At 72.6% G+C, this 20,341-nt stretch carries 18 protein-coding genes and 1 pseudogene; 12 read left to right on the top strand and 7 right to left on the bottom strand.

The annotated features are described in order from the left end of the window. Positions 1-51: 51 nt before the first annotated feature. From NE234_RS39560 to NE234_RS39550, 3 genes are all read right to left on the bottom strand, one after another. Positions 52-459, bottom strand: coding sequence for an SRPBCC family protein (locus tag NE234_RS39560; RefSeq protein ID WP_252786193.1), 408 nt, complete (start codon positions 457-459; stop codon positions 52-54). A 124-nt stretch (positions 460-583) separates the two neighbouring features. Next, positions 584-1,225 carry a class II aldolase/adducin family protein gene (locus NE234_RS39555; RefSeq protein WP_252786191.1) on the bottom strand — a complete coding sequence of 214 codons (642 nt, stop codon included), beginning with the start codon at positions 1,223-1,225 and terminating at the stop codon, positions 584-586. Between the two features lie 67 nt (positions 1,226-1,292). After that, positions 1,293-2,066 (bottom strand): amidohydrolase family protein, encoded by a 774-nt coding sequence (locus tag NE234_RS39550; protein WP_252786190.1) that lies wholly within the window; start codon positions 2,064-2,066, stop codon positions 1,293-1,295. Positions 2,067-2,278: 212 nt separating this feature from the next. Between NE234_RS39550 and NE234_RS39545 the strand changes: the two genes are divergently transcribed. From NE234_RS39545 to NE234_RS39535, 3 genes and pseudogenes are all read left to right on the top strand, one after another. Next, a complete protein-coding gene (locus tag NE234_RS39545; RefSeq protein WP_252786189.1) occupies positions 2,279-3,328 on the top strand; it encodes a LacI family DNA-binding transcriptional regulator in 1,050 nt (349 codons plus the stop codon). Between the two features lie 7 nt (positions 3,329-3,335). Then, positions 3,336-4,919 carry a glycoside hydrolase family 43 protein gene (locus NE234_RS45670; protein WP_252786187.1) on the top strand — a complete coding sequence of 528 codons (1,584 nt, stop codon included), beginning with the start codon at positions 3,336-3,338 and terminating at the stop codon, positions 4,917-4,919. 94 nt (positions 4,920-5,013) lie between these two features. Next, positions 5,014-5,511: pseudogene (locus NE234_RS39535) on the top strand (beta-xylosidase family glycoside hydrolase); the annotation flags it as partial. A 6-nt stretch (positions 5,512-5,517) separates the two neighbouring features. Here NE234_RS39535 and NE234_RS39530 read toward each other — a convergent pair. Together NE234_RS39530 and NE234_RS39525 are read right to left on the bottom strand one after the other, a co-directional pair. Continuing rightward, positions 5,518-6,297 carry an alpha/beta fold hydrolase gene (locus NE234_RS39530; RefSeq protein WP_252786186.1) on the bottom strand — a complete coding sequence of 260 codons (780 nt, stop codon included), beginning with the start codon at positions 6,295-6,297 and terminating at the stop codon, positions 5,518-5,520. 23 nt (positions 6,298-6,320) lie between these two features. Further along, positions 6,321-7,547, bottom strand: a complete 1,227-nt coding sequence (locus tag NE234_RS39525; RefSeq protein WP_252786184.1) for an esterase/lipase family protein — start codon at positions 7,545-7,547, stop codon at positions 6,321-6,323. Positions 7,548-7,632: 85 nt separating this feature from the next. Here NE234_RS39525 and NE234_RS39520 point away from each other — a divergent pair, with 85 nt between their 5' ends. The 5 genes from NE234_RS39520 to NE234_RS39500 all read left to right on the top strand — a co-directional run bounded on the left by NE234_RS39520 (position 7,633) and on the right by NE234_RS39500 (position 12,501). Beyond that, positions 7,633-8,610 carry an alpha/beta fold hydrolase gene (locus NE234_RS39520; protein WP_252786183.1) on the top strand — a complete coding sequence of 326 codons (978 nt, stop codon included), beginning with the start codon at positions 7,633-7,635 and terminating at the stop codon, positions 8,608-8,610. A 4-nt stretch (positions 8,611-8,614) separates the two neighbouring features. Further along, complete coding sequence (locus NE234_RS39515) at positions 8,615-9,253, top strand: TetR/AcrR family transcriptional regulator (RefSeq protein WP_252786182.1); 639 nt, start codon at positions 8,615-8,617, stop codon at positions 9,251-9,253. Then, complete coding sequence (locus tag NE234_RS39510; RefSeq protein ID WP_252786181.1) at positions 9,250-10,713, top strand: acyl-CoA synthetase; 1,464 nt, start codon at positions 9,250-9,252, stop codon at positions 10,711-10,713. Before NE234_RS39515 ends, NE234_RS39510 begins: the two co-directional genes overlap by 4 nt. Continuing rightward, positions 10,710-11,705, top strand: coding sequence for a 3-oxoacyl-ACP synthase (locus NE234_RS39505; RefSeq protein WP_252786179.1), 996 nt, complete (start codon positions 10,710-10,712; stop codon positions 11,703-11,705). Before NE234_RS39510 ends, NE234_RS39505 begins: the two co-directional genes overlap by 4 nt. 67 nt (positions 11,706-11,772) lie before the next feature. After that, positions 11,773-12,501 carry a 2OG-Fe(II) oxygenase gene (locus NE234_RS39500; protein WP_252786177.1) on the top strand — a complete coding sequence of 243 codons (729 nt, stop codon included), beginning with the start codon at positions 11,773-11,775 and terminating at the stop codon, positions 12,499-12,501. Positions 12,502-12,510: 9 nt separating this feature from the next. Here NE234_RS39500 and NE234_RS44850 read toward each other — a convergent pair whose 3' ends face one another. Continuing rightward, positions 12,511-13,158, bottom strand: coding sequence for a class I SAM-dependent methyltransferase (locus NE234_RS44850; protein WP_252786175.1), 648 nt, complete (start codon positions 13,156-13,158; stop codon positions 12,511-12,513). 242 nt (positions 13,159-13,400) lie between these two features. Here NE234_RS44850 and NE234_RS46185 point away from each other — a divergent pair, with 242 nt between their 5' ends. Then, complete coding sequence (locus tag NE234_RS46185) at positions 13,401-13,652, top strand: Tn3 family transposase (RefSeq protein ID WP_406567130.1); 252 nt, start codon at positions 13,401-13,403, stop codon at positions 13,650-13,652. A 113-nt stretch (positions 13,653-13,765) separates the two neighbouring features. On the opposite strand, the gene NE234_RS39490 is transcribed toward NE234_RS46185, so the two are convergent. Continuing rightward, positions 13,766-14,464, bottom strand: coding sequence for a TetR/AcrR family transcriptional regulator (locus tag NE234_RS39490; protein ID WP_252786173.1), 699 nt, complete (start codon positions 14,462-14,464; stop codon positions 13,766-13,768). A 272-nt stretch (positions 14,465-14,736) separates the two neighbouring features. On the opposite strand from NE234_RS39490, the gene NE234_RS39485 reads away from it, so the two are divergent. From NE234_RS39485 to NE234_RS39475, 3 genes are all read left to right on the top strand, one after another. Then, the gene (locus tag NE234_RS39485) at positions 14,737-15,945 is read left to right on the top strand and encodes an amidohydrolase family protein (RefSeq protein ID WP_252786172.1); all 1,209 of its coding nucleotides are present in this window, start codon (positions 14,737-14,739) and stop codon (positions 15,943-15,945) included. Between the two features lie 53 nt (positions 15,946-15,998). Further along, the gene (locus NE234_RS39480) at positions 15,999-17,549 is read left to right on the top strand and encodes an MDR family MFS transporter (RefSeq protein WP_252786170.1); all 1,551 of its coding nucleotides are present in this window, start codon (positions 15,999-16,001) and stop codon (positions 17,547-17,549) included. 149 nt (positions 17,550-17,698) lie between these two features. Further along, on the top strand, positions 17,699-20,269 hold the full coding sequence (locus NE234_RS39475) for a helix-turn-helix transcriptional regulator (RefSeq protein ID WP_252786168.1): 2,571 nt from the start codon (positions 17,699-17,701) through the stop codon (positions 20,267-20,269). The last annotated feature ends 72 nt before the right edge of the window (positions 20,270-20,341 follow it).

The raw sequence follows: 20,341 nt of genomic DNA, 5'->3' as shown, positions 1-20,341 counted from the left end.
GTGAAAGGGCCGCCGGTGACCGGCCCCACCGCCGGTCACCGGGTGCGGGCGCTATCCGCCGGACCGCTCGCTGCGGTGGCGCACCTTCTCGGTCAGGCGATCCAGGCTCTCGGCCAGTTCCTGCTCGATCCGGGAGCGGGGCGGCGCGTGCTCCTCGTCGAAGAAGGACAGGTGGACGACGGCCTCGCTGCGGTCCGGGTCGATGCCGGTGACCTGCAGCCAGCCGGCGTACTCGCCCGTGTCGCGGGTGCCCCACTCGACCCGGAGCTGATCGCGTTCGGCGCGCATCAGTGCACGTTCTCGCTCGGAGCCGTGTTCGACGGTGACCTCGGGCAGGTCGGCCGACTCCAGGTGTACCTCTCCGGGCAGCCACTGGTCCATCGTGTCCGGGTCGGACGCCTCGTCGAACACCAGCTCGGGAGGCGCGTCGAAGGCACGGGACCGCTCGTACTCGGCCATGGCGTACTCCTTCCGTCAGGGCGGTGGCACTGCGTCCGCCTCTGATCGGTCGGCTACCCGTCCCGGCGACGCCGACACCACCGGCCGGGTCCTGCGGCGATCGTCACATCCGACGACGAAGCGGTCAGCGCGGTGGGGTCTGGCCGTAGCCGGAGAGTTTCGCGGCCACGCGGGCGATCTCCTCCGCGTCCAGCAGGCGGGGCTTGCCGGCGCTCACGGCGCGCAGGTAGAGCTCGCTGAGCCATTCGAGGTACTCGGCGCCGGTACGGGCCGCGCCCAGATCGGCGCCGACCGCGACCGTGCCGTGGTTGCCCAGGATGCAGCCCGTGGACTCGCGCAGCGCGCGCACGGTGGCGTCGGCCAGCTCCCGGGTGCCGTACGTCGCGTAGGGCGTCACGCGGACCGGGCCGCCGAACAGCGCGATCATGTAGTGGATCGGCGGCAGTTCGTCGACGAGCGTCGACAGCACCGTGGCGGCCGTCGAGTGCGTGTGGACGATCGCCGACGTTTCCTTCGCCGCGTACACCGCCAGGTGCAACGGCAACTCCGACGTGGGCTTCAGCGGCGCGTCGACCGGGGTGCCGTCCAGCGCGTGCACGCCGACGAGCTCGGCGGTCAGCTCGGAGTAGTCCACGCCACTGGGGGTCACCGCGACGTGGTCGCCGGCCCGGACGCTGACGTTGCCGGACGTCCCGGGCAGGAGACCGGCCGCGGACAGGCGCCGGCAGGTGTCGACGATCTCCTCTCGGACCTCACCGAGCAGCATGGCGGACTCCTCCTCGCGCGGCGCGGAACCCGCCGCCTGTTCGATCTCCTCGCCGACCGCCGGCGCGTCACACCCGGTAGAAGGCGGCGGCGTTGTCATGAAGGACCGCGGCCGTGTGCTCCGGCCCGGCCAGGTCGGCGAGCAGCCGCAGGTCGTCGTCCTGGAACGGCCGCCGGGCCCGCGTGGACGGCAGGTCGGTGCCGAAGAACAGCGCGCGCGGGTTCACGTCGAGCACCGCGCGGACGGCCTTCGCCACGTCGAGGTCGACGCGCCCGAAGCCGGTGGCCTTGACCCGGGCGCCGCGCTCGACGAGGGACAGCAGGGCCGGCAGCCCCTCCTCGGACAGGCCGAGGTGGTCGACGCTCACCGCGGGCAGGGACCGCAGGACCGGCGCCAGCTCCGGCAGCTCACGCGCGTCGATGTAGAGCTCGACGTGCCAGCGGGCGACCGCGTGCACGCGCCGGGCCAGCGTCCGCAGGTGGTCGAGGGTCTCCGAGCCGCCACGCCGTACGTTGAACCGCACGGCCCTGACGCCGCAGGAGTCCAGACGGGTGATCTCCTCGTCGGTCACCGAAGCGGGCAGCTGCGTCACGCCGACGAAGCCCGGGCCGAGCCGCCGGAGGGCGTCCAGCAGGTACGTCTGGTCGAAGCCCTGGAAGGACCCGGAGACGACCGCGCCGCCCACGACGCCCAGCGGCGCCGTCCGCGCGCGGTAGTCCGGGACGGTGAAGGCCGGAGGCAGGTAGCCGTTGTTCTCGGTGAGCGGGTAGCTCGGATCGATGATGTGCAGATGGGCGTCGAACACCTGCGGGGGACCCGGGATCCGCTCGTCGCTGGTCACGTCGGCTATCTTCTCAGAGGACGGGGCGTGGGGCACAGGGGCGGTCGATAGTTTTCGAAAACCATTGAGCTCACCTTCGGGCGCGCCCCGCAGGGGCTCTCCTCGGGCTGCGTGAGTGCCGCCCGTCGTTGACCCGGCGACCTGCTCCTAGGAGGATGTCGAAAGATTGCGCTAATCTTCGAAACACACGGGTCGACGATGTGGAGGGGTGCGTGGCACGTCCAGCCGAAACGGGATCGGAACAGACGACCGGTCGGCGCTCCCGGCCCACCTTGGCCGACATCGCCGTGGAGGCCGGCGTCTCCACGGCGACGGTGTCCAAGGTGCTCAACGGCCGGACCGACGTCGCCGCGGCCACCCGGGAGCGGGTCACCCGGCTGCTCAAGGCCCACAGCTACCTCCCGCCGGGCGTGCGGCGGGCGCGCCGGTCCGGGCTGGTCGACGTGGTCATCAGCGGGCTCGACAGTCCCTGGGCGGTGGAGATCCTGCGGGGGGTCGAGGCGGAGTGCGCCGAGCGCGGCACGGGCACCGTCGTGTCGCTCGTGCGCGGGGACGACGCCCGTCCGCCGAGCTGGGCCTCGCTCAGCGTGCAGCACCACAGTGACGGCGTGATCCTGGTCACCTCGCGGATCACCGCGGCGCAGCGCGCCCAGATCGAGCGGGCGGGAGTCGGGCTCGTCGTCATCGACCCGGTGGACCTGCCCGACACCGACCTGGTCAGCGTCGGCGCCACCAACTGGTCGGGTGGCCTCTCGGCGACCGAGCACCTCATCTCCCTCGGGCACCGGCGCATCGCCGCGATCGGCGGTCCGCAGGAGATGCTCTGCACCCAGGCCCGGATCGACGGATACCGGGCCGCTCTGGAGCGCGCGGGCATCGAGCTGGACCGCGGCCTCATCCGGTACGGCGACTTCCAGTACGAAGGCGGGTTCCAGGCCGCGCGCGACCTGCTCGAGTCGCCGGACTGCCCCACCGCGATCTTCGCGGGCAGCGACCAGCAGGCGATGGGCGTCTACGAGGCGGCGCGCCAGGCGGGTCTCAGCGTTCCGGCGGACCTCAGCGTCGTCGGCTTCGACGACCTGCCGCTCTGCCAGTGGCTGTCGCCGCCGTTGACCACCGTGCGCCAGCCGCTCGAGGAGATGGGGCGGGTCGCCGCCCGGACGCTGTTCCAACTCCTCGACGGCGAGACGCTCGTGACCCCGCGCGTCGAGCTCGCCACCGAGCTGCGCGTCCGGCTGTCCACCGCTTCGCCCGCCGCCTGATCGGGGCGTGGTGAGCACCGGAGGACGGCCGGCGCCGTCAGCACGTGTCTTCCGCAACCCGGTTCTGCCGGGCTGCCACCCCGACCCGTCGATCTGCCGGGTCGGCGCGGACTACTACCTGGTGACCTCCTCGTTCGAGTGGTTCCCCGGCCTGCCGATCCACCACAGCCGGGACCTGGTGCACTGGCGGCCGCTCGGCCACGTCCTGGACCGGCCGGAGCAGCTGCCGCTGGACGGCGTCCGGCCGTCGGGCGGCCTGTACGCGCCGACGATCCGCCATGCCGGCGGCACCTTCTACGTGGTCTGCACGCTGGTCGACGGCACCGGCCCGTCCGGCAACTTCGTGGTGACGGCGACCGACCCGGCCGGGCCGTGGTCCGAGCCGCACTGGCTGGGCGAGCACGAGAGCTTCGACCCGTCGCTGCTGTTCGACGAGGACGGGCGGGTCTGGTTCCACGCGACCCGGCCCGTGGACGCGGACGGGCACACCGAGGTCTGGCTGCGGGAGTTCGACCCGGCGACGCTGAGCCTGACCGGCCCGGAGCACGTGCTCTGGCACGGCGCGCTGAACGACGCGGTCTGGGCGGAGGCCCCGCACCTCTACCGGGTCGGAGACTTCTATCACCTGGTGGTGGCCGAAGGCGGAACCGCGCGCGAGCACGCCGTCACCGTGGCACGGTCCCGCCGGGTCACCGGCCCGTACGAGGGGAACCCGCGCAACCCGGTCCTGACCCACCGCCACCTCGGGACCGAACACCCGATCGTCGCGACCGGGCACGCCGACCTGGTGGAGACCGGCACGGGGGAGTGGTGGGCGGTGCTGCTCGGGATCCGGCCGTCCGGCGGGGTCATGGGCAACCTGGGCCGGGAGACCTTCCTCGCACGAGTGGAGTGGGAGGACGACTGGCCGGTCCTCGCCCCCGGCACCGGCCGGGTCGAGGCCGTCGAAGCCGCCCCGGACCTGCCCGAGCACCGCTGGCCCGCCGAGCCCGCCTGCGACAACTTCGAGGACCCCGAGCTCGGCCCGCACTGGAACCAACTCCGTACGCCGCGCGAGCGCTTCTGGGACCTGGCCGAACGCCCGGGCCACCTGCGCCTGCGGCTGCGGCCGGAGACCGTGACCGAGCACGCGTGCCCGAGTCTGATCGCCCGTCGGCAGAGCCACGCGCGCTTCGCCGCGCACACGGCCCTGGACTTCGCGCCGCGGGGTGAGAACGAGTGCGCCGGTCTCGTCCTCCTGCAGAACGACGAGTTCCAGATCCGCCTCCTGGTCACCCTCCGCGACGGCCGGCGGGTGCTCCGCCTGATCCGCAGGGCCGCCGGGGCCGACGAGACGCTCGCGGAGGAGGCCCTGCCCGAGGGCCGGGTCCGGCTGGCGGTCGAGGCGCACGATCAGGCCTATGCGTTCCGGTACGCCGTGCCCGGCTCGCCGTGGCGGCCGATCGGCGGCACGGTGGACGGCACCGTGCTGAGCACCGAGGTCGCCGGTGGCTTCATCGGCGCCTATCTCGGTATGTACGCCGGCGCCACGGGGCGGCCGAGCACGAACGTCGCCGACTTCGACTGGTTCGAGTACCGCGGCCTGGAATGAGCCCCGCCCCCCGGGACGGCCGGTCCGGCGTCCCGGGGGGAATCCTGCGTCCTTGACCGTTTCGTGACTCGCTGAGAGACTCGCGGGCCGGCTCCGGCTGGCCTGCTCGCCCAGCGCCGACACCGCCGACCTGCGGCTCCTGCCGAACGTCCTGGGCCAGCGCTTCCCCGCCGAGTCGTTCGTCGCGACGACCTCCCTCACGCTGGACGCGCGGACGCCGGGAGCGCGGGCCGGGCTGGTCGTGCTCGGCTACGGGTACGCGTGGATCGGGCTGCGGCGGACCGATTCCGGGCTCGCGCTGTGCTACCGGACGGCCGCCCAGGGCAAGGCCGAGGTGGACGCGGTGGCGCCGATCCCGATGTCGCGCGGCCGGTCCGCGGTACGGCTGCGGATCGAGGTCGGGCCGGGTGGCGTCTGCCGGTTCGCGGCCGACGCGGACGGCCACGGCCTCCAGCCGCTCGGCGGGCCGTTCACCGCCTCCCAGGGCAAGTGGATCGGGGCGACGCTCGGCCTGTTCGGCACCGCCCCGGCCGGCGCGTCGGGCGACGGCGCGGCGTTCGACTGGTTCCGCGTGGGCCCGGCCGAGGGGTAGCAGCTCTCAGCCCAGGAAGCGCCGCACCCGTTCGACCGTGCCGTCGGGGTCCTCCCAGAAGAAGAGGTGCCCCTGGTCGGGTAGCCACTCCAGCCGCGCGCCGGGGATGCGCTCGGCCAGCAGGGGCGCGTTGCGTGGGTCGACGACGCGGTCGGCGGTGCCGTGCAGGACCAGGGTCGGCGCGGTGACGCCGGCCAGCCGCCCGTACGCGTCGTGGCCGAGTGAGGCGGCCGACTGCGCCTGCCACGCCGCGGGATCCTGCGGGTCGGCGAGCCTGCGGGCGAGGAGGTCCTCCAGGGGGCGAGGCGACGCCAGCGCGTTCGCGGTCAGGCGCCGCGTCGCCTCCTCCGGCGGCAGGCCGGCGGCCTCGCGGATGAGGGCGAGCGTCGCCTCCGGCAGCGGGTACGCCTCCGCTCCGCCCGGCGTCGTACAGGCCAGGATCAGCCGGTCGACCCGGTGGGCGTGGTCCAGGGCGACCATCTGGGCGATCATTCCGCCCAGGCTCGCGCCCATCACGTGCGCCCGGCGTACGCCGACCGCGTCCAGCACCGCGACCGCGTCCGCGGCCATGGTCGCGGTGTCGTACGACCCCGGCGGCGCGTCGCTGCCGCCGATGCCGCGGTTGTCGAACGTGATGACCCGGTACGTCTTCGCGAGCGGCTCGACGACGGGCTCCCAGCCCCAGCGGGGGTAGCCGAGACCGTGGATCAGCAGCAGCGGCGGACCGTCGCCCGCCTCCTCGTACGCGATCCGCACGCCCGCCGCCGTCACCGTGCCCGTCGTCATCGCCGTCCTCTCGTCTGTTCCGATCAGCCCAGCCAGGAGGCCACCTGGGCCTCCGCGCCGGAGTTCCAGCCGAGCTGCAGGTGGTTGAGGGCCAGGGTGGCCGAGGCCGCGCGGTTCGCGATCCCGGCGGTGTTGGTGCAGCTGGCGACGAACACCGCGCCGTCGGACGGGCCGGTGTGCTCATTGTGCATCAGCGGCATGGTCGGGGAGTTCCCGCACAGCTCGTAGACCGGGACGCTCGCCGGGACACCCGCGTCGATCAGCGGCTGCACCAGCGAGCCCTGGTCGATGCTGTACTGGATGCCGCGGCCGCTCGTGTAGTAGCCCTGCCCGCCGTAGTAGGTGGTGTACCAGTCCTGCTCGGTCGTCGGCAGCGGGTAGACGTCGTCCCAGCGGTACAGCATCTGCCGCGCGCCGGGGAACGCCGTGCCCTCGTAGCTGAGCTGCGTCTCGTCGTACCAGAGGCCGTAGCAGACCATCGCGGTGTGCGGCGCGGGCGCGTCGAGGGAGCCGCCGCACTGCGGGAAGATCGCGAAGTCGTGGCTCCAGCCGTGCCGGAAGCCCCAGTCGAAGCCCTTGTTCGGCCCGCCGAGCAGGATCAGCCGCCGCACGTCACCGGCGTACGCGGTGCCCCACGACTTACGCAGCGACGAGACGTACATGCGGGCGTTGAACGCGCCCTTGGACCAGCCGACGACGTCGACCTGGGACGCGCCGGTCTTGGCCTTGATGAGCTTGACCGCGTCGCCGATCTGCTCGCTCCAGTAGTACCCGTCACCGGTCTTGTGCGGGAAGCCGATCGCGAAGACCTTGTAGCCGCGCCCGTCGAGGTACTGCATGAGGCCGGTGGAGGGACAGCTCGCGCTGCCGCAGCCGTTCGGGCCGAGGACGTTGGGGTTGGCCCACGCCTGGTCGGCGGTCTGGTTCGCGCCGTGCACGAGCAGCACCGGCACGGGCTTCGATCCGGTCAGCGCGTTCGGCGCCTGGTACAGCAGGAATCGGGAGGAGTGCGGCTCCGCCACCCCGCCGAACAGCCGTTGCGTCTGCCCGGTCTGGTCGCCGACGCCGCCCGGCGGATAGTCCTCGGCGGCGAATCCGGAGGAGGTGTCGCGGTACCGCTCGACCGTGCCCCAGCCGTTCTCCAGGCCGCTGGTGTAGGTCGCCTCGAGCGTGACCGAGGATGTCGCGTATGCCGGGAGGGGCGACGCGAACATCAACAGGAGGATCAGAGTGACCAGGATTCTGCGCATCCGCCGCCCCTTTTATGAGAGGTGATTCACCTGTTAATTTGGCGGTGCCGGCGCACCCCGTCAAGAGCCGGTCGGGAGGGGAATCATGGTCCTTCACACGCGAGAGGCGGGCGAGGGCGAGCCGGTGCTGTTCGTGCACGGCAACCTGTCCGACGGCTCCGCCTGGGACGAGCAGCTTCGCCTGCTGCCGCCCGGTTACCGGGGCATCGCCCCGGACCTGCGCGGGTTCGGCCGCAGCGACCCGGCGCCGATCGACGCGACGCGCGGCGTCGGCGACTTCCGCGACGATCTTCTCACCCTGCTCGACGAGCTCGGCCTGGAGTCGGTCCACCTCGTCGGGCACTCCATGGGTGGCGGCGTCGTCATGGACCTGGCCGGCCGGCACCCCGAGCGCGCGCGGACGATCACGCTGGTCGCGCCCGTCAGCCCGTACGGCTTCGGCGGCACCCGCCTCGACGGCACGCCCTGCACGCCGGACTTCGCCGGATCGGGCGGCGGCACGGCCAACCCGGACCTGGTCAAGCTCATGCGGGAGGGCGACCGGACCGACGGGCATCCGGTGTCGCCGCGCAACGTCGTCCGGACGCTCTACTTCCCGGGCGCCGAGGCCGTACGGAGCGAGGAGGAGCTGCTCGACGGCATCCTGCGCACCCGGGTCGGCGACGACCACTACCCCGGCGACGCGACGACGTCCCCGCACTGGCCCGGCACCGCGCCCGGCTCCCGCGGGGTGCTGAACACGATGTCGCCGAAGTACTTCGACTGGAGCACCTTCCCGGAGTCGGGCTGCCGGGCCCCGGTGCTGTGGGTGCACGGCGACCGGGACGCGGTCGTCTCCGACACCTCGATGTGCGACCTCGGCCACCTGGGCGCGCTCGGGTACGTCCCCGGCTGGCCGGGTGAGGACGCCTTCCCGGCCCAGCCCATGGAGGCCCAGACCCGGCAGGTCCTCGACCGCTACGGCGCCTACCGGGAAGAGGTGATGGCCGGCACCGGGCACTTCCCGTACGCCCAGCGGCCGGAGGAGTTCGCCGCGCTGTTCCACGCGCACCTGGCGGGCTGAGCCGATGGCCTGGCGCATCGAGGAGGAGCCGCCGCCCACCAGCACGCGCGGGCGGCCGCTGTCGGCGAAGGGGGAGCGCACCCGGCGCAGCCTCCTGGACGCCGCCGAGCAGGTGTTCGGCGCCCTCGGTTACCACGACGCGTCGATCGTGAAGATCACCGAGGCGGCCGAGGTCGCGCAGGGCACCTTCTACATCTACTTCCAGGGCAAGCGGCAGATCTTCGACGAGCTCGTCGCCGACCTGAACCGCCGGGTCCGCCGCGCCATGTCCGAGGGCGCCCGGCAGGGCCGCACCCGCGCGGAGGCCGAACGGCTCGGGTTCCGGGGGTTCTTCCGGTTCACGGCCGAGCACCCGGCGCTGTACCGCATCATCCGGCAGGCGGAGTTCGCCGCGCCGGACGCGCTCCGCCGGCACTACCAGGCGATCGCCGACGGGTATGTCGCCGGGCTGCGCGGCGCGATGGACGCCGGGGAGATCGCCCCCGCCGATCCGGAGGTCGTCGCCTGGGCGCTGATGGGCGTCGGCGAGATGATCGGCATGCGCTGGATCCTGTGGCGGGACGACGCCGAGGCCGGCGAGGTGCCGGAGCACGTCTTCGAGGAGATGTACGCCTTCGTCCGGCGCGGGCTCGGTGCCTCGTGAATCTCGGGCGCTGGATTCGCGACCGGGCGCGTACGACGCCGCACCGGACGGCGATCGTGTTCGGGACCGAGGAGATCACCTACGCCGAGCTGGACGACCGGTCGGAGCGGCTGGCGGCCGGGCTGGCCGCACGCGGCCTCCGGCGGGGGGACCGGGTCGCGACCCTGACGGACAACCGGCCGGAGCACGCCGAGCTGTTCTTCGCCTGCGCCAAGGCCGGCCTGATCCTCGTCCCGATGAACGTCCGGCTGACCGTGCCGGAGCTCGCCTATCAGATCGCCGACGCCGAACCGGCGATGCTGTTCACCGCGCCCGGCCTCGCCGCCCCGCCTTTCGGCGGGCCCGTCCTGGACCTGACCCGCGCGGGCCTCGACGCCGTCGCGGCCGGTCCCAGCCAGGACGGCCTCCCCGGGGACGGGGAGCCCGGCCCGGACGCCGGGCTGCTGATCGTCTACACCTCCGGCACCACCGGCCGGCCCAAAGGGGCGCTGCTCAGCCACGCGAACTGCTTCTGGACGAACCTGTCGCTCGACCGGGGCTGCGAGCTGCGGGAGGACGACGTCGTCCTGCAGGTGCTCCCGCAGTTCCACGTCGGCGGCTGGAACGTGCAGCCGCTGCTCGCCTGGTGGAAGGGCGCCACCGTCGTGCTCGAGCCCTCCTTCGACGCCGGTCGCGCGTTGCGGCTCATCGCGGAGCGCCGGGTGAGCACGATGATGGGCGTCCCGGCGACGTACCAGTTCATGGCGGCACAGCCGGAGTTCGCCACCGCCGACCTGTCCTCGCTGCGGTGCGTGGTCGTCGGCGGCGCGCCGATGCCGGAGCCGCTGCTGCGCACCTGGCTGGACCGGGGAGTGCGGATCACCCAGGGATACGGGCTCACCGAGGCCGCCCCGAACGTCCTGTGCCTGCCGCCGGAGGAGGTCGCGGGCCGGGTCGGCTGGGCGGGCAAGCCGTACCCGCACGTCGACGTCGCGCTCCTCGGCCCGGACGGGCCCCTGGACGGGCCGGGCCGCGGCGAGCTGGTCGTGCGCGGGCCCAACGTCTTCACCGGCTACTGGCGCAACCCCGCCGCCACCCGGGAGGCCGTCCCGGACGGCTGGCTGCGCACCGGCGACGTCGCCGAGCGCGACGCGGAGGGCTTCTACCGGATCTGCGACCGGGTGAAGGACATGTACGTCTCCGGCGGCGAGAACGTCTACCCGGCCGAGGTCGAGTCGGTGCTCGCCGCGTTCCCCGGCGTCGCCGAGGTCGCGGTCGTCGGGGTGCCCGACGAGCGCTGGGGCGAGGTCGGCTGCGCGTTCGTCGCCGGGGACGTCCCGGTCGACGCGCTGCTCGCGCACTGCCGGGAGCACCTCGCGGCGTTCAAGGTGCCCAGGCACGTACGGCTGGTGCCCGCGCTGCCGCGGTCGGCCGTCGGCAAGACGCTCAAGAACGCGCTGCGCTCGGGGTTCGCCGGATGATCGGCCTGGCCGCCACGGCGGCGTACCTGCCGTCCCGTTGGACGCCGGCCGCGGAGATCGCGCGGCGCAGCGGCATTCCCGAGGACGTGCTGGTCGAGCGGTTCGGCCTGCGCGGCAAGCACGTCGCCGCGCCGGACGAGCACGTCAGCGACATGGCGGCGACGGCCGCCCGCCGCCTCATGGACGAGCGCGGCCTCTCCCCGGACGACGTCGACGCCCTGGTCTACTTCGGCTCGACCTGGAAGGACTACGCCGTCTGGCACGCCGCCCCGCGCGTCGCCCACCTGCTGGGCCTGCGGCGGGCGGCGGTGTTCGAGATGGCGTACGTGTCGTGCGGGGCACCGGTCGCCGTCCGCTTCTGCCGGAACCTCCTGCGCGCCGAGGAGGAGCTCACCACCGTGCTCGCGGTCGGCGCCTCCCGCGAGTCGTACCTGATCGACTACACCAACCCGCGCGCCCGCTTCGCCTACGACTTCGGCGACGGCGCGGTGGCCGCGCTGTTCACCCGGCACCAGGGCGCGGAGGTCCTCGGCTGTCACATGCTCACCGACGGGTCCTTCTCCGGCGACGTCATGGTCCCGGCGGGCGGCAGCGTCGCCCCCGCCGACGCCGGGACGGTACGCGGGCGGCGGCACTTCCTCGACGTGCCCGACCCCCGATCGCTGAAGGAGCGCCTCGACCCGGTCAGCCTGCCGAACTTCGTCGCGGCGGCGGCCGGCGCGCTGGCCCGCTCGGGCGTGGACCGCGCCGACTTCCTGTGCGCCCTGCACGTCAAGCGCTCGCTGCACGACGCCCTGCTCAAGGAGCTCGGCCTGCCGCCGGACCGCGCCGAGTACCTGGACGACACCGGGCACATGAGCGGCGTGGACCCGCTCCTCGCCCTCGACCGCGCCGCACGGACGGGTCACCTCACGCCCGGCGACCACGTCCTTCTCCTGGCCGCCGGCACCGGTTACACGTGGGCCGCCGCCGTGATCCGCTGGACCGGGTAGCGGCCTGCCGACCCTCGCGTCGGATTCCCGCCAGTCCGGTGGGGCGTTTCCGCGACAGAGTGGAGGCATGAGCTCACAGAACACCGCGTCGCAGGTGAGGCGGCACGTGGACGCCGCGGACTGGGCGGCCATCGCCGAGGAGCTGGACGAGTACGGCTGCGCGCTGACGCCCCGGCTGCTGACCTCGGAGGAGTGCCACGCCATCGCCGCCCTGTACGAGCGGGCGGAGCTGTTCCGCACGACGGTCGACATGGCCCGTCACCGGTTCGGTTCGGGGGAGTACCGCTATTTCACGCACGACCTGCCCGAGCCGGTCGCCGAGCTGCGCCGCGCCTTCTACCCGCGACTGCTGCCGATCGCCCGCGACTGGGCGGCCCGGCTCGGCCGGCCCGCGCCGTGGCCCGACGACCTGGACGAGTGGCTCGCGATGTGCCGCGCCGCCGGACAGGGCCGGTCCGCCCAGATCCTGCTGCGCTACCGGGAGGGCGACTGGAACGCGCTGCACCGCGACGTGTTCGGCGACATGCTCTTCCCGCTCCAGGTCGTCATCGGTCTGGACGAGCACGGCGCCGACTACACGGGCGGCGAGTTCCTGCTCGTCGAGCAGCGGCCGCGCGCCCAGTCACGGGGCACCACCACCGTGCTCCGGCAGGGCCACGGCCTCGTCTTCACCACCCGCGACCGGCCGGTCCGGACCAAGCGGGGCTGGTCGGCGGGCGCCGTGCGACACGGCGTCAGCACCGTACGGTCGGGCCACCGCCGCGCCCTCGGCCTGGTCTTCCACGACGCCGCCTGAGCCCGCCGCTCAGCGGGGGATCGCGAACACCGCCGCCGCGGTGACCGCACGTTCCTCCAGGTTGGCGGTGCCCGCCACCTCGTACCGGGCAACGGTCGTGAGGCCGTCCGGCAGGTAGGGCCGCAGCGGATCCCCCAGCAGGACCTCCACACCGCGTCGGCGCTGCGCGCGCAGGAACGTCATCATGGCCCCGGCGAGGTCCGCGTCGTAGCAGACGTCGCCGGCGAGGATCACGTCCACTCCGTCGAGGTCGCGGTCGAGGACGTCGTCGGCGAGGACGTCGAGGCGCACGCCGTTGAGCGCGGCGTTCAGGCCGATGGCGGTCGCGGCGAGGGGGTCGATGTCGCAGGCCGTGACGGACCGGGCGCCCGCCAGGGCCGCGGCGATCGCCACGAGGCCGGACCCGCTCGCCAGGTCCAGGACGCGCCGCCCGGCCACCGACTCCGGATGGTCGAGGACGTGGCGGGCGAGGGCCTGTCCGCCCGCCCACGCGAACGCCCAGAACGGCGGCGGTACGTCCGACGCGGCTCCGCCGCGCTGCGTGGCCTCCCAGGCCGCGAACGGCTCATCGGCGAGGTGCAGGCAGATCTCCGGGACCAGAGGAGGGGCGCAGACCCGGGTCAGCGCCCGGACCGTCGCGGCATCGCCGTCCGTCACGGCCGGCTCCGCGCACAGGGGATCACGTGGGCCACCCTATCCAGGCACCACCGGCGACGCGGTACGGGTTCGCTGGCAGGCGGTGCGGGTTCGTCGGCAGGCTGCCCGGGTTGGCCGGCAGGCGGTGCGGGTTCGTGGCGATGCCGTGCCGATCCGCCCAAGGCGTCGGCGATTCCGCTCGCCACGCGGCCGTCCTGAGGTGGAGTCCCCGTAGCAATCGCCAAAATCCAACGACCCTATAGCTGACCTGCGCTTATCCGCGGCTGTTCGACCTGGTCGGCAAGGCCCTCACCCCCAGGATCCGGGACCTGGGCAAGATCACGCTGCTGCGCGACGACACCCCGGCGGCCACCACCGCCCGCTACCCCCACGCCGGGAAGCTACTGGCCGACCGGTGGAACGAGGACCTGATCCGCGCGATGTATCCGGACCTGCTGCGGGTCGGCGGGTCGCTGAATTTCGGGGAGGCCACCACCTTCATGCTCGCCCCCTGAGAGCGCCCACCTCAGCCGGCCTGGGTGGAAGAGCGCTGGGGCCCGGTGACCGTGGTGGTCGTGCCGGGGCTGGTCAGGGTGTCGGGTCGGGCGCTTTAGGTTGAAGGCGGAGCTTAGGGGGTTCGTGTGCTCGGGGCGGGGGCTGTGAGGATGCCGTTGAGCAGGACGAGGAATTGCCATCGGCTGCGGGCCTCGGGGGTGCCTGAGACCAGTTCGGCGGTGGCGGCCGTAATGTGCGGATGCCGGTCGGGCCGGATGGTGCGCAGTGCGGTGAGGAAGGCTTGCCATTCCTGCGCGGCGTTGGGGTCCTGGTTGCGGGTGCCGTGTTCGACGGCGGTCGCGGTGGCGAGCTGGAGCAGCAGGTCCACTCCCCAGGCTGCGCGTTCAGTGTCCATGCCGCCTTCGTACAGGACACTCATCAATGCCTCGATGAGGTCGAAGTAGTTGCGGCCGCGTGGCCGTGACACCAGCGCGGAGCGGGCGAGGTTCGGCCGCGTGTAGAGGATGTGGATGTAGGAGGCAAGGATCTTCATCAGGCGCTCGCGCCAGTCCCCGGGGGCCGTCACCGGGGCGAGGTCCACTTCTCCGAGCATCTCGTCCAGCATCGCGGCGTGCAGTTCGTCGGCGTTGCGGAAGTAGACGTACAGCGAGGCCGGCCCGGTGTCGAGTTCCCGGGCCAGGAGCCGCAGCGTCACCTGGTCGTGCCCCTGGTTCATCAGCTTGACGGCCGCAGCGACGATCCCGTCCGCGGTGAGGGCCGGCTTGGCGGGCCTGTCGCGGCGGCTGCGGGGGGATGCGTCAGGGGCAGGCATGACACCACAGTACCGAACATGTTCGGCGCTGTACAAATCGTAGAGCCGCGCCCGACTTACCGAGGCGTCACTCAGTGTGATTATCTACGCGCTCGCTGCGTAAATCCAGGTTCGATGAGGAGCATGGCTCGTTACATTCGCCCGGACACATCCCGGCATCGCTGGTGTCGGCGGGCGTTTCGCCGGTCGTCGAGTCCGAACGAACTTGTTCTTAGCGAACATGTTCGTTAGCTTGTGGGGGCAGCGACTCTTCGACCCCTTTTGGAGGAATCATGTCGACCTACATCACCAACGTCCGCGTTTTCGACGGTGAGCACGTCTTGGACGCCCGCACTGTGGGCATCGACGGGACCGAGATCGTCTCTGTCGGCCAGCAGCCGCCGCAGGACGCCGAGCTCGTCGACGGCCAGGGCGGCACGCTGCTGCCGGGCCTGATCGACGGTCACGTCCACACCTCGCTGGAAGGGCTGCGGCTCGCATTGGCGTTCGGGGTCACCACCGAGCTGGAGATGCAGGGGTACTGGACGCCTGAGCAGCGAGCACAGATCGGCGCCGACGACGAGATCGCCGACGTCCGGTCCGCCCTGCTCGCTCTGATGGCGCCCGGAGGACACCCCAGCGAGCTGATGGGCGACCTCGGCGATCACGCCCCCGACAGCGGCGGCTGGACCATGCCCTCGGTATCGACCCCTCAGGAGGCCGTGGCCTACGTCAACGCGCGAGTAGCCGAAGGCGCCGACTACATCAAGGTCATGATCGAGGACGGTGCGGTCATGGGGCACCCCGGCCTACCGATGATCAGCACCGAGACCCTGAAGGCAGGAGTGGCCGAGGCACACCGGCTCGGCAAGCAGGTCATCGCCCATGCCCTGACCGTGGCGGCCACGCAGCAGGCCCTGGACGTCGGCGTGGACGGCTTCGCGCACCTGTTCATCGACCAGGCGCACACACCGCAGATCATCGCCGCCATCGCCGACGCCGGCGTCTTCGTCACCCCGTGCCTGGCCGTCAGCGCCTCGGTCATGGGCGGTACCGGCGTTGTGCTCGCCGAGGACCCCCGGGTGGAACGGCGACTGCCCGAGCCCTGGCTCGAAACGCTGCGCGGGACCTTCAACACCTTCCCGGACGGGCGCTTCGAGGACGTCCTCGGTTCCGTCGCGGCACTGCGCGACGCGGGCGTCGACATCATCGCCGGCACCGACTCCTCGGTTCCGGTGCCCTCCCACGGCGGCGTCGTGCACGGCGCGAGCCTGCACCACGAACTCCAGCTACTGGTCCGAGCGGGCCTCAGCCCTCAGGAGGCGCTTCGCGCGGCGACCGGCACACCGGCCCGCAGGTTCGGCCTCACCGACCGAGGCCGTATCGCCTCCGGAGCACGAGCCGACCTGCTCCTGGTCGACGGCGATCCCACGACCCGCATCGGCGACTCCCTGTCCATCCGAACGATCTGGCGCCGCGGTACCGCCACGGCAGCGCACTGAACGGCCAACGCACCGGGGGCCTCGACCAGTGCCCCACCTAGGAGTGATCCATCATGTCGACACCAACACCCGCCCCCACGGGCGCCGCTCAGCCGGCCGAGCCCGCCGTGCCCAAGAACGTCCGCTGGGTGCTGCTGGGGATCCTGCTCGCCATGCTGCTGGCGCAGCTGGACGGGCTGATCGTCGGCACCGCCATGCCCACCATCGTCAGTGAGATCGGAGGGCTGGACCACATCTCCTGGGTGGTGACCGCCTACACCCTCACCATGGCCTGCTCGACCCCGATCTGGGGCAAGCTCGGCGACCTTTTCAACCGCAAGCTGATGTTCCTTTCCTCGATCGTGCTCTTCCTGATCGCCTCGGCCCTGTCCGGGGCGTCGACGACCATGACCGAGTTGATCATCTTCCGTGCGGTCCAGGGCGTCGGCGCAGGCGGGCTCACCGCAGGAGCGTTCGCGCTGATCGGCGCACTGCTGCCGCCCCGCGAACGCGGCCGGTACCAGGGCATGGTCGCCATCGTCATGGCGCTCGGCAGCATCGGCGGCCCGCTGGTGGGCGGTCTCATCACCGGCCACCTCGGCTGGCGGTGGGCGTTCTACATCAACCTCCCCATCGGGATCATCTGCATCGTGTGGTGCCAGCTGCTGCTGCACGTCCCGTCGGCCCGCAAGGAGAAGGCCGTCATCGACTGGCTGGGCATCACGCTGTTGACCAGCACGATCGCCGCGACTGTGCTGGCCTTCACCTGGGCGGGCAGCACCTACGCCTGGGAATCCTGGCAGATCCTCGCCCTCGCCGCCGGGGCCGCCTCCGGGTTGGCTCTGTTCATCGCCTCCCAGAAGCGGGCCGCTAACCCGCTCATGCCGCTGCGGATCTTCACCGAGAGCCGCAACTTCCCGCTCGCCTCCCTGTTGCTGATCGTCGCGGGCGTGGCCATGTTCGGCGCCACGCTCTACTTGCCACTCTTCCAGCAGACCGTGCAGGGCGCCTCGGCCACCAACTCGGGTCTGCTGCTGGTCCCGATGATGGCCGGCACCGTCATTGCCTCCAACATCGCCGGGAAGGTGATGACCAAGACCGGAAAGTACAAGATCTTCCCCGTGCTCGGCACCGCGTCACTGGTGGTCGGCATGTACCTGCTGTCGACCATGGATACCGGCACCGCCCGGTTCACCACCAGCCTGTTCATGGTCCTGGTCGGCATCGGCACCGGCTTCACCCTCCAGATGGCCAACACCATCGCCCAAAACAGCGTGGAACTGCGCGACATCGGAGCCGCCTCCGCCGCCGCGACCCTGTTCCGCACCGTCGGCGGATCCCTCGGCGTCGCGGTCTTCGGCTCCCTGTTCACCAGCTCCGTCCAAGGCCACGCCGCACCAGGCGAAGGAAGCACCAACCACGTCGCGCACATGACCGCCGCAGCAAAGGACGCCTACCTCCACGCCGTCGCCCACGCCACCCACCAGATCTTCCTCGTCGGCGCAGCCATCGCCGCCGTCGGCCTCATCGCCGCCACCGCCATCGAAGAAGTACCGCTACGTGCCAAGCCCGGCAGCGGTCCCGCTCCCGCCAAACCCGCCACCCCCCAACCAGCCAGCAAATAGCTTCCGGACAGGGCCACCGCTCCCCGACCTCCCTCAGCCGCTACTCCCGGCCCTCCATCCAGGCCCTGGCCACCTGGCAAGACCAGGCGGCGGGGCCGGATATGGCCGGATGATGCCGGAATCGGGAAGGTCGACTTTAAGATCCGCTCATGATCGGCGTCTGGCCTTTCGTGGGCCGCGTGGACGAAATGGCCGAGATTCGCGCCGCAGCGCGTGATCGCGTCAAGGGGGGCCTGCTGATCGCGGGACCGGCCGGCGTCGGCAAGAGCAGGCTGCTCCGCGAGGCGTGCGCGGACTGGGACGTCGTCTCCGTGCAGGCCACCCGGGCGGGTGCGGGGCTACCGCTCGGCGCGTTCGCCCCCCATCTCCCGCCGGATCCGCCGGTGGACACGGGACCGGCGGGGATGGTGCGCTGGGCGGCCGAGGCGCTCGCCGGACGCGTCATCGCGGTGGACGACGCGCATCTGCTCGACGACGCCTCGGCCACCCTGCTGCTGCACCTGGCCGCGGCCGGCCGGGCGTTCCTGCTGCTGACCGTCCGCAGCCGGGAGCCCGCACCCGACGCGATCACGGCGCTGTGGAAGGACGACTGGGTGGCGCGGCTGGAGCTCGGCCCGTTCACGGTGGGTGACGTGCGCGCGGCCCTGCCCGAGATCCCCGAGTCGGCCGTGCGCCGTCTTCACCGGTTGACGGGCGGGAACGCCCTGATGCTGCGGGAACTGACGCTGAGCGGCGACGACTTCGATGGTTCGCGAGAGAAGAGGAATCCACGCGGGTCCGGCGCCGTACGGATCTCGCCCCGGCTCGCCGAACTCGTACACGACCGGCTGGCCGGGCTCGGCGCCGACGAACTCGCCGTGCTGGAGTACCTGTCCCTGGGCGAGCCGGTGGGGCTGGCCACGCTCACCGCGCTCACCTCCGCGGAGGCATGTGAGGCGGTGGAGGAGGCGCAGCTCGCGGCCGTGGTCCCGGACGGCCGCCGGACGCAGATCAGGCTCGCCCACCCGATCTACGGCGAGGTCATCCGCGCGTCCTGCCCGGTGCTGCGGGCGCGCCGTCGCCAGGCGGAGTTGGCGGCGGCGACGGAGGCGTACGGCCACCGGCGCCGGGACGACGTCATGCGGATCGCGGCCTGGCGGCTCGAGAGCGGCACCGCCACCGAACCGGGACCGCTGCTGACCGCCGCCGCGCTCGCCTACGCCGTGTCCGATCTGTCGCTGGCGCTACGCCTCGCCGAAGCCGCGGTCGCCGCGGGAGGCGGCCTGGATGCCGCCCTCACGCTCGCCGAGTTCAGGATCTGGTCCGCGCAACCCGAGGAGGCCGCCGCCGCGCTCGCCCTCGCCGACCTGACGGGCTCGGACGAGTTACAGCGCACCCGTTACGCCGTGAACCGGGCGATCAACCTGGGCTGGGGACTGAATCGGCTGGACGAGGCGCTGCGCGTCCTCGACGAGGAGGCGGCGCGTCAGCCGGTGCCGGAGCTGGCCGGGGTCCTCGTCAGCCTGCGCGCCGCGCAGCAGATGCTCGGCGGGCAGTGGCGCCCGGCCGTCGCGGCGGCGGCCGGGCTGCTGGGCGGCCCGGCGCTGCCGTCGGTGGCCGCCGCCCAGGCGCACGGCACCCTGGTCCACGTGCGTGCCGTGACGGGTGACGTGACCGGAGCACGCACCGCCGCCGAGGCCGCGATGGCCACCGTCGACGAGTGGGCGTCGCAGGCCCCCTTCCTGCAGGTCGGCATCGACGCCATGCTGACGCTGGCGCATCTGCTGGCCGGTGAACTGCCCGCCGCCGAACGCGCCGCCGGGGAGGCGTACGAACGGCTCGTCACGGTGGGCGGCTGGCCCTGGGCGCTCGGCTGCCTGTCCATGGCGCGTGGCTGGGCGGCGCGGTACCACGGCCGGGTCGTCGAGGCGGTGCGCTGGCAACGCGATGCCGTGGCGAACCTGGACCGTTCGCCGTGGACGCCGCTGTCTCTCGGCGAGCTCGCCCATGCCGCCGCGCTGGCCGGTGACGCCGACACCGCGGTGTCGGCGCTGCGTGCCGCCGGTGAGGCGCGTACGGCGGCGTTCGAGCTGCTCAACCCCCTCATCGACCTCGCCGAAGCCTGGGTGCTGGCGGTCACCGGCCGCCTGCGCGAGGCCCGCGCCGCGGCGTTGCGCACGGCCCGGCGGGCACGGTCGTACGGGTTCACCGGATTCGAGGCCGCCGCGCTGCACGACGCGATGCGACTCGGCGCCGAACCGGCGGTGAACCGGCTGACCGCGCTGAGCGAGATGTGCGAGGGCCCGCTGACGGGGGTGTTCGCCCGGCACGCCAGGGCGCTGGCCGGTGGGGACGTGCGCGGGCTGCTCGGCGCGGCCGACGGCTTCGAGGAACTCGGCCTGACCCTGCACGCGGCGGACGCGGTGGCGCAGGCCGCGCGGATCAGCCCGGCGGCCGGAGACCGCGCCCGTCGCCTCGCGAACCGCTGCGACGGCGCGGTCACCCCGGCGGTGCGGGCGCTCAGTGTGCCCGAGCTGACCGACCGGGAACACCAGATCGCCGAGCTCGCGGCACGCGGCGCGACGAGCAGGGAGATCGCCGCGGCGCTGGTCCTCTCGGTGCGCACGGTCGACAATCACCTGAGCCGGGCGTACGCCAAGCTCGGCGTGACCGGCCGCGCCGAACTCGCCCGCCTGATGCGCGCCGGTCGTACGGATGTCCGGCACGCTCAGGGCCCATGACGGAACCCGCACCCGGCACCGCGAGTCGCGCGAGCGGCGTGGACGGCGGTACGAGCCGTCCACGCCGCGTCC

Origin of the sequence: Actinoallomurus rhizosphaericola, from assembly GCF_024055675.1 — a bacterium.
Taxonomy (GTDB): domain Bacteria; phylum Actinomycetota; class Actinomycetes; order Streptosporangiales; family Streptosporangiaceae; genus Actinoallomurus; species Actinoallomurus soli.
The sequence above is the reverse complement of the archived record's forward strand: the minus strand, read 5'-3'. Positions and strand labels throughout refer to the sequence as shown.

Excerpts from the sequence above, each read along its gene's own strand:
- NE234_RS39560 (WP_252786193.1), bottom strand. The coding sequence starts at position 459 with ATGGCCGAGTACGAGCGGTCCCGTGCCTTCGACGCGCCTCCCGAGCTG.
- NE234_RS39555 (WP_252786191.1), bottom strand. The coding sequence starts at position 1,225 with ATGCTGCTCGGTGAGGTCCGAGAGGAGATCGTCGACACCTGCCGGCGC.
- NE234_RS39530 (WP_252786186.1), bottom strand. The coding sequence starts at position 6,297 with ATGACGACGGGCACGGTGACGGCGGCGGGCGTGCGGATCGCGTACGAG.
- NE234_RS39525 (WP_252786184.1), bottom strand. The coding sequence starts at position 7,547 with ATGCGCAGAATCCTGGTCACTCTGATCCTCCTGTTGATGTTCGCGTCG.
- NE234_RS39520 (WP_252786183.1), top strand. The coding sequence starts at position 7,633 with ATGGTCCTTCACACGCGAGAGGCGGGCGAGGGCGAGCCGGTGCTGTTC.
- NE234_RS39515 (WP_252786182.1), top strand. The coding sequence starts at position 8,615 with ATGGCCTGGCGCATCGAGGAGGAGCCGCCGCCCACCAGCACGCGCGGG.
- NE234_RS39505 (WP_252786179.1), top strand. The coding sequence starts at position 10,710 with ATGATCGGCCTGGCCGCCACGGCGGCGTACCTGCCGTCCCGTTGGACG.
- NE234_RS39500 (WP_252786177.1), top strand. The coding sequence starts at position 11,773 with ATGAGCTCACAGAACACCGCGTCGCAGGTGAGGCGGCACGTGGACGCC.
- NE234_RS39490 (WP_252786173.1), bottom strand. The coding sequence starts at position 14,464 with ATGCCTGCCCCTGACGCATCCCCCCGCAGCCGCCGCGACAGGCCCGCC.
- NE234_RS39485 (WP_252786172.1), top strand. The coding sequence starts at position 14,737 with ATGTCGACCTACATCACCAACGTCCGCGTTTTCGACGGTGAGCACGTC.
- NE234_RS39480 (WP_252786170.1), top strand. The coding sequence starts at position 15,999 with ATGTCGACACCAACACCCGCCCCCACGGGCGCCGCTCAGCCGGCCGAG.
- NE234_RS39475 (WP_252786168.1), top strand. The coding sequence starts at position 17,699 with ATGATCGGCGTCTGGCCTTTCGTGGGCCGCGTGGACGAAATGGCCGAG.